This window comes from Luteimonas sp. gir, assembly GCF_037198055.1.
In the GTDB taxonomy this organism is placed as follows: Bacteria; Pseudomonadota; Gammaproteobacteria; order Xanthomonadales; family Xanthomonadaceae; genus Luteimonas; species Luteimonas citri_A.
The window spans coordinates 158,819-173,171 of record NZ_JBBAXQ010000004.1 but is presented as its reverse complement, the minus strand read 5'-3'; the positions used below and the strand labels follow the sequence as shown (position 1 = coordinate 173,171).

Sequence of the window (14,353 nt, the reverse complement as noted above, 5' to 3'; positions counted from 1 at the left end):
CATGCAATCCCTCGGGAGGGGACCCATGACAACACCACATCGCTGGGCCGGCGCCATCGCCGGCCTGTTGTTCGCCTGCACCGGCATCGCCCAGGCGCAGACCGGCCCACAGACCGTGCCGCTGTGGCCGGCCGGCCACCTGCCGACCAACGTCACCGGGCCCGAGCAGGTCGGCAACGAAGGCAGCGCGCTGGGTGCGGTGACCCGCATCGCCGAGCCGCGAATGGAGATCTACCGGCCTGCGCAGCCCAACGGCACCGCGGTGCTGATCCTGGGCGGCGGCGGCTACTTCCGCATCCAGGTCGGCACGGCCGCAGCGCCGATGGCGCAGTGGCTGGCCTCGATCGGCACCACCGCCGCGGTGCTGTACTACCGGCTGCCGGGCGATGGCTGGCCGGCGGTGGCGCCGTTCCAGGACGGCCAGCGCGCGGTGCGCCTGCTGCGCAGCCAGGCCGATACGCTGGGCATCGACCCGCAGCAGATCGGCGTCATGGGCTCGTCGGCCGGCGCCAACCTCGGCGGCATCCTCGCCACGCGGTTCGACCACGACTTCTATCCCGCCCTGGATGCCGCCGACCGCGCCTCCGCGCGGCCGGATTTCCTGGCGATGCTCTACCCGGTGGTGTCGCTGCAGGCGCCGCTCGACACCACCCGTTCGCGCCGCGAACTGGGCACGCAGTCCGACGCGGTCGCCGCCTACTCGGTCGAATCGCACGTGCGCGCCGACATGCCGCCGGTGTTCCTGGTGCATGCCGCCGACGATCCGATCGCCGATGTCGGCCACAGCCTGACGATGTTCAATGCCACCCGCGCCCAGGGCGTGCCGGCCGAGATGCACATCTTCGAGCGCGGCGGCCATAGCTGGGGCCTGGGCCGGCCGGGCGCGCTGGTCGCGCAGTGGCCGCGCCTGTTCGCGACCTGGGCGCGCAGCCACGGCTTCATGCAGGGTGCGCCGGTCTCGCTGCAGCCGTTGCTCGGCAACACCGCACCCGCGCCGGCCACCGATGTGCCGGACGAGGACATCGACGACGCGGACGGCGACTGACCGCCGCGCCCACGCCACCATCCCGGGGAGGGACATACATGCACCCATTGCGCTCTGCGGCACTCGCTGCCGCCATCGGCCTTGCACTCGGCACGGCCGCCTTCGACGCCACCGCCCAGGACGAGACCGCACTGCGTACGCTCGTCGAACAGCAGGCCCAGATGCTGCAGGCCCAGGCCGCCCAGCTCGAACAGCTCAACGCGCGCCTGGCCGCGCTCGAAGCGGGGCGGCCGGCACCGGCGACCGCCGTCGCCGCGTCGCCTGCGGCCGCGTCCGCGACTGACGCCCAGGTCGCCGCGGCCGTCGCCGACACCCGCCAGGACGACCTGGCAATCCTGCAGGCGCAGGTCGCGCAGCTGGCCGCCAGCGGCGGCACCGGCGGCGGCAACACCAGCTGGCGCCGCGGCGGACCGGAGTTCCGCAACGCCGATCGCAGCTTCACCTTCCACCCGCGTGGCCGGGTGATGATGGACTGGTCGTCGACCCACGGCTCGAACTTCGCCGACCGCAACATCGGCGGCACCGAAATGCGCCAGGTGCGCCTGGGCGCCGAAGGCACCATCGGCGCGCTGGGCTACAAGATCGACGTCGACTTCGCCGACAACGACGTCAGCATCAAGGACGCCTACCTGTCCTGGGATACGCGCCTGGGCAACCTGCCGGCCGAGTTCTACCTCGGCAACAAGCTCAAGGACCGCGCGATCGATTCGAGCACCACGCTCACCCGCACGCCCTTCATGGAGCGCAACGCGGTCGCCTCGATCGGCGCGCCCAACAGCGGCTACTTCGGCCTCGGCGCGCAGATGAAGCTCATCGGCCAGAACTGGCACTACAGCCTGGGCTTCACCGGCGACGACATCGGCAACGCCGGTGCGCAGAGCGATTCGCAGACCGTCACCACGCGCGCGCACTGGAACCCGATCAAGCGCGCGCAGGGCTTCGTGCACCTGGGCGGCTGGGCGGTGTACGAGGAGTTCGGCAGCGACGTGACCAGCATCAACAAGGTCCCGCGCATCGCCTCGAGCTTCAACGACAACGTGCGTGTGTCGGCCAGCTCGATCGCCGACGTCAGCCGCGAGACCATCTGGGGCGCCGAGCTCGGCGGCACCTGGCGCAGCGGCTGGGCCTTCGCCGAGTACGCCGAGCGCACCATCGCCTCGCGCACCGCCGACGACGTCACCCAGAAGGCGACCTCGGTCTATGCCGGCTGGCTGCTCACCGGCGAGAAGCCCGGTTTCAGCGCCCGCTCCGGCGTCTGGGGCACCACCCGCGTCGCGCGCCCGGTCACCGACGGCGGCATCGGCGCCTGGGAACTGGCCGCGCGTTTCGACCGCATGGACTTCACCGACGCCCGGCGCGGCGGCGAGGGCGACGCCTGGACGCTCGGCGTGAACTGGTACCTCAACAACTGGTCGCGGCTGATGCTCAACTACGTGCACTGGACCACCGACAACCAGGTCGGCAGCTACCGCGGCCCGGATTCGGGCAACACCGTCAACGTCCGCGCCCAGGTCGTGTTCTGACCTGCGCAATGCGCACCATCCGCCCGCGTCGGGTCCGGCGCGGGCGCGGGGGGTAGAATCACGCGCCTGCCCCCGCTTCCCATACCCAAGACCAATCTGATGTCCAACGACGATTTCCGCCAGGCCGCCCTCGACTATCACCGCCTGTCGCCGCCCGGCAAGATCACCGTCAGCGCGACCAAGCCGATGCTGACCCAGCGCGATCTCGCCCTGGCCTACTCGCCCGGTGTGGCCTACGCCTGCGAGGAGATCGTCAAGGACCCCAACGCCGCCAGCGAACTGACCGCGCGCGGCAACCTGGTCGCGGTCATCAGCAACGGCACCGCGGTGCTGGGCCTGGGCGACATCGGCGCGCTGGCCGGCAAGCCGGTCATGGAAGGCAAGGGCGTGCTGTTCAAGAAGTTCGCCGGCGTCGACGTGTTCGACATCGAGGTCGACGAGCGCGACCCCGACAAGCTGGTGGAGATCATCGCCAGCCTCGAGCCGACCTTCGGCGGCATCAACCTCGAGGACATCAAGGCACCGGAGTGCTTCATCGTCGAGCGCAAGCTGCGCGAGCGGCTGAAGATTCCGGTGTTCCACGACGACCAGCACGGCACCGCGATCATCGTGGGCGCTGCGATCGTCAACGCCCTGGAAGTGGCCGGCAAGCGCATCGAGGATGTCAAGCTGGCGACCACCGGCGCCGGCGCGGCCGGCATCGCCTGCCTGGACATGCTCGTCGCCCTGGGCCTGAAGCCCGAGAACATCCTCGCCTTCGATCGCGACGGCGTGATCCACACCGGCCGCGACAACCTCGATGAGGCCAAGGCCCGCTACGCCCGCGACACCCCGGCGCGCACGCTGGCCGAGATCGTCGCCGGCGCCGACGTGTTCCTGGGCCTGTCGGCCGGCGGCATCCTCAAGCCCGAGATGGTCGCCACGATGGCGCCGCGCCCGGTGATCCTGGCGCTGGCCAACCCGTACCCGGAGATCATGCCCGAGGACGCCAAGCGCGCCCGCCCGGACGCGATCATCGCCACCGGCCGTTCGGACTACCCCAACCAGGTCAACAACGCGGTCTGCTTCCCCTACATCTTCCGCGGCGCGCTGGACGTGGGCGCCACCGGCATCAACGAGGCGATGAAGCTCGCCTGCGTGCACGCCATCGCGCAGCTCGCCAAGGAAGAAGCCAGCGACCTGGGCACCGCCTATGGCGAGGAAATCCCCAGCTTCGGCGCCGAGTACATCATCCCGCGCCCGTTCGACCCGCGGCTGCTGACCATCGTCGCCCCGGCCGTCGCCCAGGCCGCGATGGCCTCGGGCATCGCGCTGCGCCCGATCGAGGACATGGGGGCCTACCGCGAGAAACTCGGCCAGTTCATCCACCGCACCGGCCTGGTCATGAAGCCGGTCTACGACCGCGCCCGCGGCGACCGCCAGCGCGTGGTCTACGCCGAGGGCGAGGAAGAAATCGTGCTGCGCGCCGTGCAGACCGTGGTCGACGAAGGCCTGGCGACCCCGATCCTGATCGGCCGCCCCGACGTCATCGACATGCGCATCAAGCGCCTGGGCCTGCGCCTGGTTGCCGGCCGCGACTTCGAACTGACCAACATCAATGACGACCCGCGCTTCAACGAATACTGGCAGCACTACCACGCCATGACCGCGCGCCGCGGCGTCACCCCCGACTCGGCCAAGAACCTGCTGCGCTCGCGCCCGACGCTGATCGCCGCGATCATGGTCGACCGCGGCGAAGCCGACGCGATGATCACCGGCATCGTCGGCCGCTTCCACAAGAAGCTCGGCTACGTGCGCAGCGTGCTGGCGCTCGACCCCGGCCTGCAGAGCACCTCGGCGATGACCGGCGTGGTCAACGACCAGGGCCTGTGGTTCTTCGTCGACACCCACGTCCAGCCCGACCCGACCGCCGAGCAGATCGCCGAGAGCACCATCCAGGCCGCCTACCGCCTGAAGCTGTTCGGCATCGAACCGAAGATCGCCCTGCTCTCGCACTCCAACTTCGGCAGTCACGACGACCCCAGCGCCCGCAAGATGCGCGAAGTGCGCGAGATCCTCGTGCGCCGCGCGCCCCGGCTCGAATTCGACGGCGAGATGATGGGCGACACCGCCTGGGACGAATCCCTGCGCCGCCGCATGCTGCCCGACACCACACTGAGCGGCCGCGCCAACCTGTTCGTGTTCCCGAACATCGACGCGGCCAACATCACCTACAACATGATCCGCGTGATGACCGGCGGCGTGGCCCTGGGGCCGATCCTGATGGGCGTCAACAAGCCCGCCCACATCCTGACGCCCTCGGCCACCCCGCGCCGCGTGATCAACATGACCGCCATCGCCGCCGTCGACGCCCAGATCCGCAAGGCCCAACAACAAGGCGCCTGACCGGCAGTCCACCTCTCCCGCACCGCGGAGGAGGTGCGCGATCGCGCGATTCAGCCACCTCCCCGCACCGTGACGGAGATCGGCACGCATCGCGCAACCAGATCACCTCCCCCGCATCGCGGGGGAGGTCGACACGCGTAGCGTGTCGGGTGGGGGCGGGGCTTTTGAGCGGAATGCCGCTTCGTCCAGTACGGCGCGAAAAGCACCCCCATCCCAACCTTCCCCCGCAGGCGGGGGAAGGAGACAAGCGCCCCGCGCGCGCGTCGTTGCACTCGCGCCGAGAACAACCGAATCGCGCAACCAGATCACCTCCCCCGCATCGCGGGGGAGGTCGACACGCGTAGCGTGTCGGGTGGGGGCAGGGGCTTTTGAGCGGAATGCCGCTTCGTCTAATAGGGCGCGAAAAGCGCCCCCATCCCAACCTTCCACCCGTAAAGGGCGCAATGCCCCGCAAGCGGGGGAAGGAGACAAGCATCAATCACCTCCCCCGCACCGCGGGGGAGGTCGGCACGCATCGCGTGCCGGGTGGGGGCAGGGGCTTTGAGCGGGATACCGCTTCGTCCAGCACCACGCGTAAAGCCGCCCCCATCCCAACCTTCCCCCCGCAAGCGGGGGAAGGAGCGAAGCGCATCGCGCGCTGATCATGCATCGCGCGAGCAGTCGCATCCTCGGAGCAGGAGAGCCAACCCCATCACGCAATCCGCCACCTCCCCCGCCTCGCGGGGGAGGTCGACACGCACAGCGTGTCGGGTGGGGGCAGGGGCTTTGAGCGAGATATCGCCTCGTCCAGCGTCGCGCAGAAAGCGCCCCCATCCCAACCTTCCCCCGCAAGCGGGGGAAGGAGACAAGCATCAATCACCTCCCCCGCATCGCGGGGGAGGTCGGCACGAGTCGCGTGCCGGGTGGGGGCAGGGGCTTTGAGCGGGATACCGATTCATCCAGCGCCGCGCAGAAAAAGCGCCCCCATCCCAGCCTTCCCCCGCAAGCGGGGGAAGGAGACAAGCATCCGTCACCTCCCCTGCACCGCGGGGGAGGTCGGCACGCGTAGCGTGTCGGGTGGGGGCCGGGGCTGTCAGCACACCCCCACCGCCCTCACTCCGCCTTGCCGTCCTCCGCCGCCAGCACCTCGGCCAGCGCCGCCGGCAGGCGGTCGAGTTGGTCCTTGTGGACCAACGCATCGCCCTCGGGCATCACGTCGCCCGGCAGGCCGTAGGCCGAGCCGGTCATGAACACCACCGGCACCCCAGGACGCAGCCGGCGGGTGAGCGCCAGCGCTTCGGCACCTGAGAACCCCGGCAGGTTGACGTCCGACAGCACCACGCGCGGCGCAAAGGCTTCCAGCGCCTCCACCAGCCCCGCCTCGCTGTGGACCCGTCGTGTCTCGACCGCCAGCCCCGCATCGCGCAGGGCCAGTTCGGCGAGCTCGGCATCGTCGCGCGAATCGTCGACGATCAGCACGCGCAGGCGTCCAGCCCGCGCGCCATGGCCTTCATCGTCCCCCATGCGGGCTCACTCTTCCTCGGGCACTTCGTTGAGCACGGCCCAGAACTTGCCCAGGGTGCGCACCGCGTCGAAGAACTGGTCGACGTCCACCGGCTTGACCACATACGCGTTCACGCCCAGGTCCCAGCTGCGCGCCAGGTCGCTTTCCTCGCGCGAGGACGACAGGATCACCACCGGCATGCGCTTGAGCGTCTCGTGGTCGCGCAACTGCTTGAGCACTTCCAGGCCGTCCATGCGCGGCATCTTGATGTCGAGCAGCAGCACCGCCGGGTCGCCCTCGGCGCGGTCGGCGTACTTGCCGCGACGGAACAGGTAGTCCACCGCCTCGACGCCGTCCTCGACATGCACGATCGGGTTGGCGAGATTGGCCTCGCGCAGCGCATCGATCGCCATCTCGGCATCGTGCGGGCTGTCCTCGGCGAGAAGGATGGTGCGGATTTCGCTCATTGCTGTTTTCCTGGTGAGGACAGAAGACCCGGCTCCTGGGCGGAGGCGGGAAGGGTGAAGAAGAACGTGGCGCCCTGGCCGGGCGCCGACTCGGCCCAGATCCGCCCGCCGTGGCGGCCGAGCACGCGACGCACGCTGGCCAGCCCGACGCCGGTGCCGGGGAACTCGCTGGCCGAGTGCAGGCGCTGGAACACGCCGAACAGCTTGCCCGCGTACTGCATGTCGAAGCCCGCGCCGTTGTCGCGCACCGAGAACTCGTAACCGCCGTCGTCCAGCCGCCGGCAGGTGACCTCGATCGTCGACGGCTCGCTGCCGCTGCTGTACTTGACCGCATTGCCCAGCAGGTTCAGCCACACCTGCCGCAGCATGTTCTCGTCGCCGACCACGATTGGCAGCGGCGCGATCGTCCACTCGATCCGGTGGTCGGGCTTCTCGGCCTTCGCATTGCTGTCGAGCATCGCGCGCGCATCGGACACCATCGTCTGCAGGTCCACGCTCTGCAGCCGCAGCGCACTGCGACCCAGGCGCGAGTACACCAGCAGGTCGTCGATCAGCGTGGACATGCGCCGCGCCGAACTGCCGATGACATTGAGGTAGTGGCTGCTCTTCTCGTCGATGTTCTCGCCCAGATGGCGGCCCAGCTTGTCGGCAAACCCGGCGATGTGCCGCAGCGGCGCGCGCAGGTCGTGGGAGACCGAATAACTGAAGGCCTCCAGCTCGCGGTTGACGTCGGAGACCTGCTCGATCTTGCCCTCGAGCTGCTGGTTGAGCTCGCGGATCTGCCGCTCGCTGATGCTCTGCGCGGTCACGTCGGAGGCGGTGATCAGCGCCACCGCATCGTCGCGGTCGGGCAGCGGCATGCGCCGGGCGTTGAGCAGCATCGTGCGCTCCACGCCGTCGACGGTGGACTGGCTCAGGCGGTAGTCCCACAGCTCGCGGTTGCGCGCCAGCACGTCGTGCAGCCGGCGCAACGTCTCGGCATCGTGCCAGGCGCCGTCGCCGATCTCGGCCAGCGCATGCCCGCGCGCATCATCGTCCACGCCGTAGAGCTCGGCGAATGCGGCGTTGTGCATCACCACCCGCTGCTGGTTGTCGACCAGCACGATCGGCTCGCGCACGCTGTCGAGCACCGCCAGCGCCCGGCTGCTGGCGCTCAGCGCCTGCCGCTCGGCGGCCACGCGGCCGGTCTGCTGGCGCAGCGCGAAGTAGCTCGCCGCCGCCAGCAGCAGCAACTGCACCACCATCGCCGCCCAGCTCGACAGCTCGGCATTGCGGTTGGCACGTGCAGCCACCGCCTTGCGGTCCAGCAGCAGCGCCTCTTCCTCGGCCACCACGTCCATCACCAGCCGCTGGATCGGGTAGAGCACGATCATCTCGTCGATCTGCCGGTTGGTCGCCGCCTCCTCGGCGGCGATCACCTGGTCGATCCGCGCCAGGCGCTGCTCGAGCATGTTGCGCAGCGCGCCCAGCCGCGCCTGCTGCGCCGGGTTGTCCCGGGTCAGTTCCAGCACCGCCTCGACATTGGGCAGGATCCGCTCGCGCGCATCGCGGATCCGCTCGCGCAGCAGCGGCGAATCGATCCCGCGGGTCAGCGCGATCGCCGCCGCCTCCAGGCTCCGGGCGTCGGCCGAAACCGACTGCACCAGGGTCTGGATCTCGCGCGTGTGCACCACCTCGAGCGTCGCCTCGTCGGCCTCGCCGATCGCCGCGCGCATGATCAGGAACGGCCCGACCACGATCAGCACGATCGCCACCCCGAGCGCGGGCAGCTGCCAACGGCTGGAACGCGAGGCGGTATGGGGCATCGGGATGGGCTCGGGCGCGGGCGGGGGGCGCAATCATGCCGCATCCTCCCCTGAACACGGGATCATGGCGGACGGCCGGGCCGCCCGCAATCGGGCAATGGCTGCCGGACCCGGTCGGCGAGCCGGACCTGGGCAGACGCACCGCTGGAACGCGCTGTCCCTCCCCCGCGGCCGGCGCGCCCGGCAGAACGCGCCTGTTAGAATCGACCGTTCGACAACGACCCCTTGCACGCGGCCGCGCGCGCCGCGCTGGAGCACATCTGATGAACTGGTTGAACGACGTCCTGCAGAACGACCCCGATCCGACCGAGACCCGCGAGTGGATCGAGTCGCTCAAGGCGGTCATCGACGTCGGCGGCCCCGAGCGCGCGCACCAACTGCTCGAGAACATGGTCGAGCTGACCCGCCGCGCCGGTGCCCACCTGCCGTTCGCGCCGACCACCGAGTACGTCAACACCATCCCGGCCCACCTCGAGCCGAAGATGCCGGGCAACAGCGACCTGGAATGGCGCATCCGCTCGATCATCCGCTGGAACGCGATGGCGATGGTCGTACGCGCCAACCGCAAGCCCGGCGACCTGGGCGGCCACCTGGCCAGCTTCGCCTCCAGCGCCACGCTCTACGACGTGGGCTTCAACCACTTCTTCCGCGCCCCTTCCGCCGACCACCCGGGCGACCTGATCTGCACCCAGGGCCACAGCTCGCCGGGCATCTACGCCCGCTCGTTCCTGGAAGGCCGCATCAGCGAAGAGCAGATCGACAACTTCCGCATGGAAGTCGACGGCAAGGGCGTCTCGTCCTACCCGCATCCCTGGCTGATGCCCGACTACTGGCAGCTGCCGACCGTCTCGATGGGTCTGGGCCCGATCGCGGCCATCTACCAGGCCCGCAACTGGAAGTACCTCGAAGCCCGCGGTCTGATGCCCAAGACCGATCGCAAGGTGTGGTGCTTCCTGGGCGACGGCGAGACCGACGAGCCCGAGAGCCTGGGCGCGATCTCGGTGGCCGGCCGCGAAGGCCTGGACAACCTGGTGTTCGTGATCAACTGCAACCTGCAGCGCCTGGACGGCCCGGTGCGCGGCAACGGCAAGATCATCCAGGAGCTGGAAGGCCAGTTCCGCGGTGCCGGCTGGAACGTCGTCAAGACGATCTGGGGCAGCTACTGGGACCCGCTGCTGGCCAAGGACAAGGACGGCATGCTCAAGAAGCTGATGATGGAGACCGTCGACGGCGAGTACCAGAACTGCAAGGCCTTCGGCGGCGCGTACACGCGCGAGCACTTCTTCGGCAAGTACCCCGAGACCGCCAACCTCGTCGCCAACCTCAGCGACGACGACATCTGGCGCCTCAACCGCGGCGGCCACGACCCGCACAAGGTCTTCGCCGCCTACCAGAACGCGATGGACACCAAGGGCCAGCCCACGGTGATCCTGGCCAAGACCGTCAAGGGCTACGGCCTGGGCAGCGCCGGCGAGGCGCTCAACCCCACCCACAACACCAAGAAGCTCGACGACGACGCGGTGCGCACGTTCCGCGACCGCTTCAAGATCCCGGTCTCCGATGCCGCGCTCAAGGACGGCGACGTGCCGTTCTACCACCCCGGCAAGGATTCGGAGGAAGTGCAGTACCTGCTCGAGCGCCGCGAAAAGCTGGGCGGCTTTTTGCCCCAGCGCCGCCGCAAGAGCACCGAAAGCCTCAAGGCCCCCGAACTCAAGGTGTTCGACCGCCTGATGCAGGACACCGGCGAGCGCGAGATCAGCACCACGATGGCCTTCGTGCAGTCGCTCTCGGTGATCCTGCGCGACAAGCAGGTGGGCCCGCGCGTGGTGCCGATCGTCGCCGACGAGGCGCGCACCTTCGGCATGGAAGGCCTGTTCCGCCAGCTGGGCATCTATGCCCCGCAGGGCCAGAAGTACAAGCCGGTGGACCGCGACCAGCTGATGTACTACCGCGAAGACGCGGCCGGCCAGGTGCTGGAAGAAGGCATCACCGAAGCCGGCGCGTTCGCCAGCTGGATGGCCGCGGCCACCAGCTACAGCACCAACGACCTGCCGATGCTGCCGTTCTACATCTACTACTCGATGTTCGGCTTCCAGCGCATCGGCGACGCCGCCTGGCAGGCGGCCGACATGCGCGCCCGTGGCTTCCTGCTCGGCGCCACAGCGGGGCGCACCACGCTCAACGGTGAAGGCCTGCAGCACGAAGACGGCCACAGCCACCTGCTCTCGGGCGCCATTCCCAACTGCCGCAGCTACGACCCCACCTTCGCCGGTGAGGTCGCAGTGATCCTGCAGTACGGCATGCAGCGCATGCTCGACGAACAGCAGGACGAGTACTTCTACATCACCCTGATGAACGAGAACTACCCGCACCCGGCCGTCACCCCCGAGGCCGCCGAGGGCATCATCAAGGGCATGTACCTGCTCTCCAGCACCACCGACGCGGCCACCTCCCCCGCCAGCAAGTCGGACACCTCCCCCGCAAGCGGGGGAGGTCGAAGCGGCACCGCCGCTTCGGGTGGGGGCAAGAAGAAAGCCTCCAACCTCCCCCACGTCCAACTCCTGGGCTCGGGCACCATCCTGCGCGAAGTCATCGCCGCGGCCGAACTGCTGGACAAGGACTTCGGCGTGACCGCCGACATCTGGTCCTGCCCCAGCTTCACCGAGCTGCGCCGCGACGGCTTCGACGCCGAGCGCTGGAACCGCTTCAACCCCGAAGCCAAGACCCGCCGCAAGCCCTACGTGACAGAACAGCTCGAAGGGCGCCCCGGCCCGGTGATCGCCGCGACCGACTACGTGCGCGCCTTCGCCGACCAGATCCGCGCCTTCGTGCCGCACACCTACACCGTGCTCGGCACCGACGGCTTCGGCCGCTCCGACACCCGCGCCAACCTGCGCCGCCACTTCGAGGTGGACCGCTACTACATCGCCCAGGCGGCGATCGACGCGCTGGCGAAGGACGGCAAGATGACCGGCAAGGATGTGGCCAGGGCGATCAAGCTGTACAAGATCGATCCGGAGAAGGCGAATCCGGTTGGGGTCTGATTTGCGATAATCCAGCCTCCGCCGATCTAGATACCTTACGCGCATTTGACTCAGGGAAGAGTTATGAGGGGCTTGGGAAAGTACGGGTCTGGTCTGCTTGCTTTAGCCAACGTGTGGTTAGCGCTGGCTTCTACCGCCAGCGTTCAGACAAAGCTTGCTGTGAGTTCTGTCGGTAAGAATCTGACTGAGCATTGGTTAGAATATTACGGCGTGCTTGTGTTGTTGGGCTTTGGGCTGTTGCTGTTGAAGTGCCGCGAGCAGCGCCTGCAGAAGAAGCAGCTTCTCAAGTACATATTGGATACGGCTGTCGAGCATGATCTTCCGGATGGCCAGTATGATGATCACGAGTGCAAGGCGACGCTCTACCGCTATCGTCGCTTCAGCCCTCTGGCCACTCTTCGGTACCGATTGTGTTGGGGGCGATGGCGGCATCCGTGGTCCGGCTGGTTGATTCCAGTGCTTCGTTCAGGGCAAAGCCGTTTGCGTCCAGCGAGTGCCACCGTGTTTAGAGCGGACACCGTCGGCGCGTCGGTTCACGGCATTACGGGTGGCGCATGGGCAAAAGGTTTCTACTACTTCAGGGCTGGCGAGAAGCCAGCTGACGGAAGAAAGCATGGGGCTTACGAAAGAAATTTGCCCAAAATGATGCTGCTCACGCAGCAAGAGTACGAGGCTCGCAAGCGTAGCGGGCACTCGTTGTCTCGTTACATCTATGGCGGACGGATAGAAGTTGGAAATCGCATTCGCTGGGGCGTACTTGTGGTTGATACCTCGGTAGAACCGGCAATTGCAAAAGGCAACAAGCCAACACGCACAGACCTTCTTATGCTAGGAATGCTATCTCGCGCCATTGAATGGGGTGAACTATGAAATGGAAGATCCTGAGCCAAACTGACCTTTTTTCCATCTATAAGCTTCCACAAAAGATCGGTTTCGAGATCGATGATAAAAAGCGGGCGCATTACCTATTCTCTTATCTGACTCCCCAAAATGGCGGAACTCGGAAAGAGATTTTCCCTGACGCTCACCTGCTCTTTGAGCCAAATTCGAACCGTGTGACTGCGGTGCATCTCAGAAGTCCTTTTAATACTGAAAGCGATGCTAACGCTGCAATGCGTTGCGCTCTCCGTGCGCACTTTGAGCGCGACGGAAGTATAGACAGCGATGAACGGCGCTTCCTCGAGCTAATCGACGCTGAAGTTGTACGTGCGAAGGCTTTTGGATAGCTCTTAGGGGGCAACTTTGCGACAGCATTGATGCTCGCTGCTTTGAGAAATTCCCTTTTCTATAGAGTGCAAGTGCAAGTGCAAGTGCTCTAGTTGCATTTTGATCGCGCCGTGGCGGGGCTCGATGCCTTTTGTGGTGAGATATGCGGCTTGGTATGCCGCTTCTCCAGAAGCGGCGCTAGAGCTATCTTTGAAAGGGATCATTGAAAGTTTCGAGCTAGGCGGGGTCTTGTGTTCGGAGTTCAAAATCCTGCAAAGATTTGAGAACGCTGAAGGCGCTGCGAGGAATGGCAATCTGCTCACGCACCCCTCCTCGCTGGCCACTATCCAGGCCTGTCGTTTGGAGTACTTTTTTAAAGCGATCTTGAGAGTTCGGTTCAATAAGAAGAACAAGCCATTCGAAGTTAGGTCCGTTGATGCCTTCCTCCAGCAGTGCGCAAGTAGGATCATTACCTTTTCCGCCTCTGCCTCGACGATCTAGTAGTACGAAATGGTGCAGCGGACATATGTCTTCAAGCAGTCGAGGGAGGATTAGCAGGTGTTGGTCAATGCCCAGGAATCCATGACGCGACGGGTACTTGCGTTTGAACTCGGTTGCGAAAATCTGGCCCGACCGATTGCGGCAGATCGCGTCTACGTCGAAGGGACGGCCTCCTGCTAGCTCTAAAAAGCAGTTGATGAAGACTCTGCTCCGTATCAGTTGGTCAATGCTAGGCTTTCCGGCTTCTTCAAGCATCCGGAGAGCGTTCATAGGGAGCTCGTCCGCTGCGAGCATGTTTCGTACCTCTCCTCGATGTACTGGCATGTCGCAAGGATTCAGTTCAATAAATTCGCGGGCGCTGACGGCCGCATTTTCGTTATCGGCGGGTGCAAGAAAAAGCTGATTGCCCTTATACCAAGATTTCCATACATGCACGTCGCGCGATATAAGTCGTTGAGAGAACGATTCGTCTAAGTCGCTCCAGCCTCTGTCGTCGGACAATAACTTGAACCAGATAGATGGGGCGCTTGGATTTCGAGGCTGGCATACATGCCAGCTCTCTGAGACTTCGTTGCTCAGCCGCAACTCGCGTACAAATAGACTTTCGAACACGAATGCTGGTACTCGTCTCGAACCCTCGGCTGCCATAAAAGCAGCTAGCGGCGCAGTGTTGCTGGGGTGTTGGCAGTCAATCAAGCCCTGATAGAAAGCGGCGGCAATGCTGCGTTGAGTGGCCTTGCCATTGACTCGAAGATCTCTGGCGTTTGCTGTCAGAAGGCGGTGCAGATCACGGTTCTGAGGGCTTTGCATCGAGCTCGCGGGAGAACAGTAGGTAGCGGGCACGCAAGATCTAGTAGCGTGTTCGGTATATCAAATTAGCAGAAGAAGATAGGT

10 protein-coding genes are annotated in these 14,353 nt (G+C 66.2%); 6 read left to right on the top strand and 4 right to left on the bottom strand.

The window, feature by feature from the left end:
• The first annotated feature begins 25 nt into the window (after positions 1 to 25).
• The 3 genes from WAF18_RS08425 (at position 26) to WAF18_RS08415 (ending at position 4,953) form a co-directional block, all read left to right on the top strand.
• Positions 26 to 1,045, top strand: a complete 1,020-nt coding sequence (locus tag WAF18_RS08425) for an alpha/beta hydrolase (protein WP_337244700.1) — start codon at positions 26 to 28, stop codon at positions 1,043 to 1,045.
• A 38-nt stretch (positions 1,046 to 1,083) separates the two neighbouring features.
• The gene (locus WAF18_RS08420; protein WP_337244699.1) at positions 1,084 to 2,568 is read left to right on the top strand and encodes a porin; all 1,485 of its coding nucleotides are present in this window, start codon (positions 1,084 to 1,086) and stop codon (positions 2,566 to 2,568) included.
• A 99-nt stretch (positions 2,569 to 2,667) separates the two neighbouring features.
• On the top strand, positions 2,668 to 4,953 hold the full coding sequence (locus WAF18_RS08415; protein WP_337244698.1) for an NADP-dependent malic enzyme: 2,286 nt from the start codon (positions 2,668 to 2,670) through the stop codon (positions 4,951 to 4,953).
• A gap of 1,092 nt (positions 4,954 to 6,045) precedes the next feature.
• Here the strand turns inward: WAF18_RS08415 and WAF18_RS08410 are convergent.
• From WAF18_RS08410 to WAF18_RS08400, 3 genes are read right to left on the bottom strand one after another with little or no spacing between them, the layout of a single operon-like run.
• Positions 6,046 to 6,456: a response regulator gene (locus tag WAF18_RS08410; RefSeq protein WP_337244697.1), complete on the bottom strand. Its 411-nt coding sequence runs from the start codon at positions 6,454 to 6,456 to the stop codon at positions 6,046 to 6,048.
• A 6-nt stretch (positions 6,457 to 6,462) separates the two neighbouring features.
• The gene (locus WAF18_RS08405) at positions 6,463 to 6,903 is read right to left on the bottom strand and encodes a response regulator (protein WP_183427208.1); all 441 of its coding nucleotides are present in this window, start codon (positions 6,901 to 6,903) and stop codon (positions 6,463 to 6,465) included.
• Positions 6,900 to 8,708 (bottom strand): ATP-binding protein, encoded by a 1,809-nt coding sequence (locus WAF18_RS08400; protein WP_337244696.1) that lies wholly within the window; start codon positions 8,706 to 8,708, stop codon positions 6,900 to 6,902. The genes WAF18_RS08405 and WAF18_RS08400 overlap by 4 nt, the downstream gene beginning before the upstream one ends.
• A gap of 263 nt (positions 8,709 to 8,971) precedes the next feature.
• On the opposite strand from WAF18_RS08400, the gene aceE reads away from it, so the two are divergent.
• From aceE to WAF18_RS08385, 3 genes are all read left to right on the top strand, one after another.
• Complete coding sequence (gene aceE, locus WAF18_RS08395; protein ID WP_337244695.1) at positions 8,972 to 11,752, top strand: pyruvate dehydrogenase (acetyl-transferring), homodimeric type; 2,781 nt, start codon at positions 8,972 to 8,974, stop codon at positions 11,750 to 11,752.
• Positions 11,753 to 11,824: 72 nt separating this feature from the next.
• On the top strand, positions 11,825 to 12,622 hold the full coding sequence (locus WAF18_RS08390) for a hypothetical protein (protein WP_337244694.1): 798 nt from the start codon (positions 11,825 to 11,827) through the stop codon (positions 12,620 to 12,622).
• Positions 12,619 to 12,978, top strand: a complete 360-nt coding sequence (locus WAF18_RS08385; protein ID WP_337244693.1) for a hypothetical protein — start codon at positions 12,619 to 12,621, stop codon at positions 12,976 to 12,978. Before WAF18_RS08390 ends, WAF18_RS08385 begins: the two co-directional genes overlap by 4 nt.
• A 217-nt stretch (positions 12,979 to 13,195) precedes the next feature.
• On the opposite strand, the gene WAF18_RS08380 is transcribed toward WAF18_RS08385, so the two are convergent.
• The gene (locus WAF18_RS08380; RefSeq protein ID WP_337244692.1) at positions 13,196 to 14,302 is read right to left on the bottom strand and encodes a hypothetical protein; all 1,107 of its coding nucleotides are present in this window, start codon (positions 14,300 to 14,302) and stop codon (positions 13,196 to 13,198) included.
• Positions 14,303 to 14,353 lie beyond the last annotated feature (51 nt).

What these genes read in the sequence shown, in the direction of transcription:
- WAF18_RS08425 (WP_337244700.1), top strand. Translation starts at nt 26, where the DNA reads ATGACAACACCACATCGCTGGGCCGGCGCCATCGCCGGCCTGTTGTTC.
- WAF18_RS08420 (WP_337244699.1), top strand. Translation starts at nt 1,084, where the DNA reads ATGCACCCATTGCGCTCTGCGGCACTCGCTGCCGCCATCGGCCTTGCA.
- WAF18_RS08415 (WP_337244698.1), top strand. Translation starts at nt 2,668, where the DNA reads ATGTCCAACGACGATTTCCGCCAGGCCGCCCTCGACTATCACCGCCTG.
- WAF18_RS08410 (WP_337244697.1), bottom strand. Translation starts at nt 6,456, where the DNA reads ATGGGGGACGATGAAGGCCATGGCGCGCGGGCTGGACGCCTGCGCGTG.
- WAF18_RS08405 (WP_183427208.1), bottom strand. Translation starts at nt 6,903, where the DNA reads ATGAGCGAAATCCGCACCATCCTTCTCGCCGAGGACAGCCCGCACGAT.
- WAF18_RS08400 (WP_337244696.1), bottom strand. Translation starts at nt 8,708, where the DNA reads ATGCCCCATACCGCCTCGCGTTCCAGCCGTTGGCAGCTGCCCGCGCTC.
- aceE (WP_337244695.1), top strand. Translation starts at nt 8,972, where the DNA reads ATGAACTGGTTGAACGACGTCCTGCAGAACGACCCCGATCCGACCGAG.
- WAF18_RS08385 (WP_337244693.1), top strand. Translation starts at nt 12,619, where the DNA reads ATGAAATGGAAGATCCTGAGCCAAACTGACCTTTTTTCCATCTATAAG.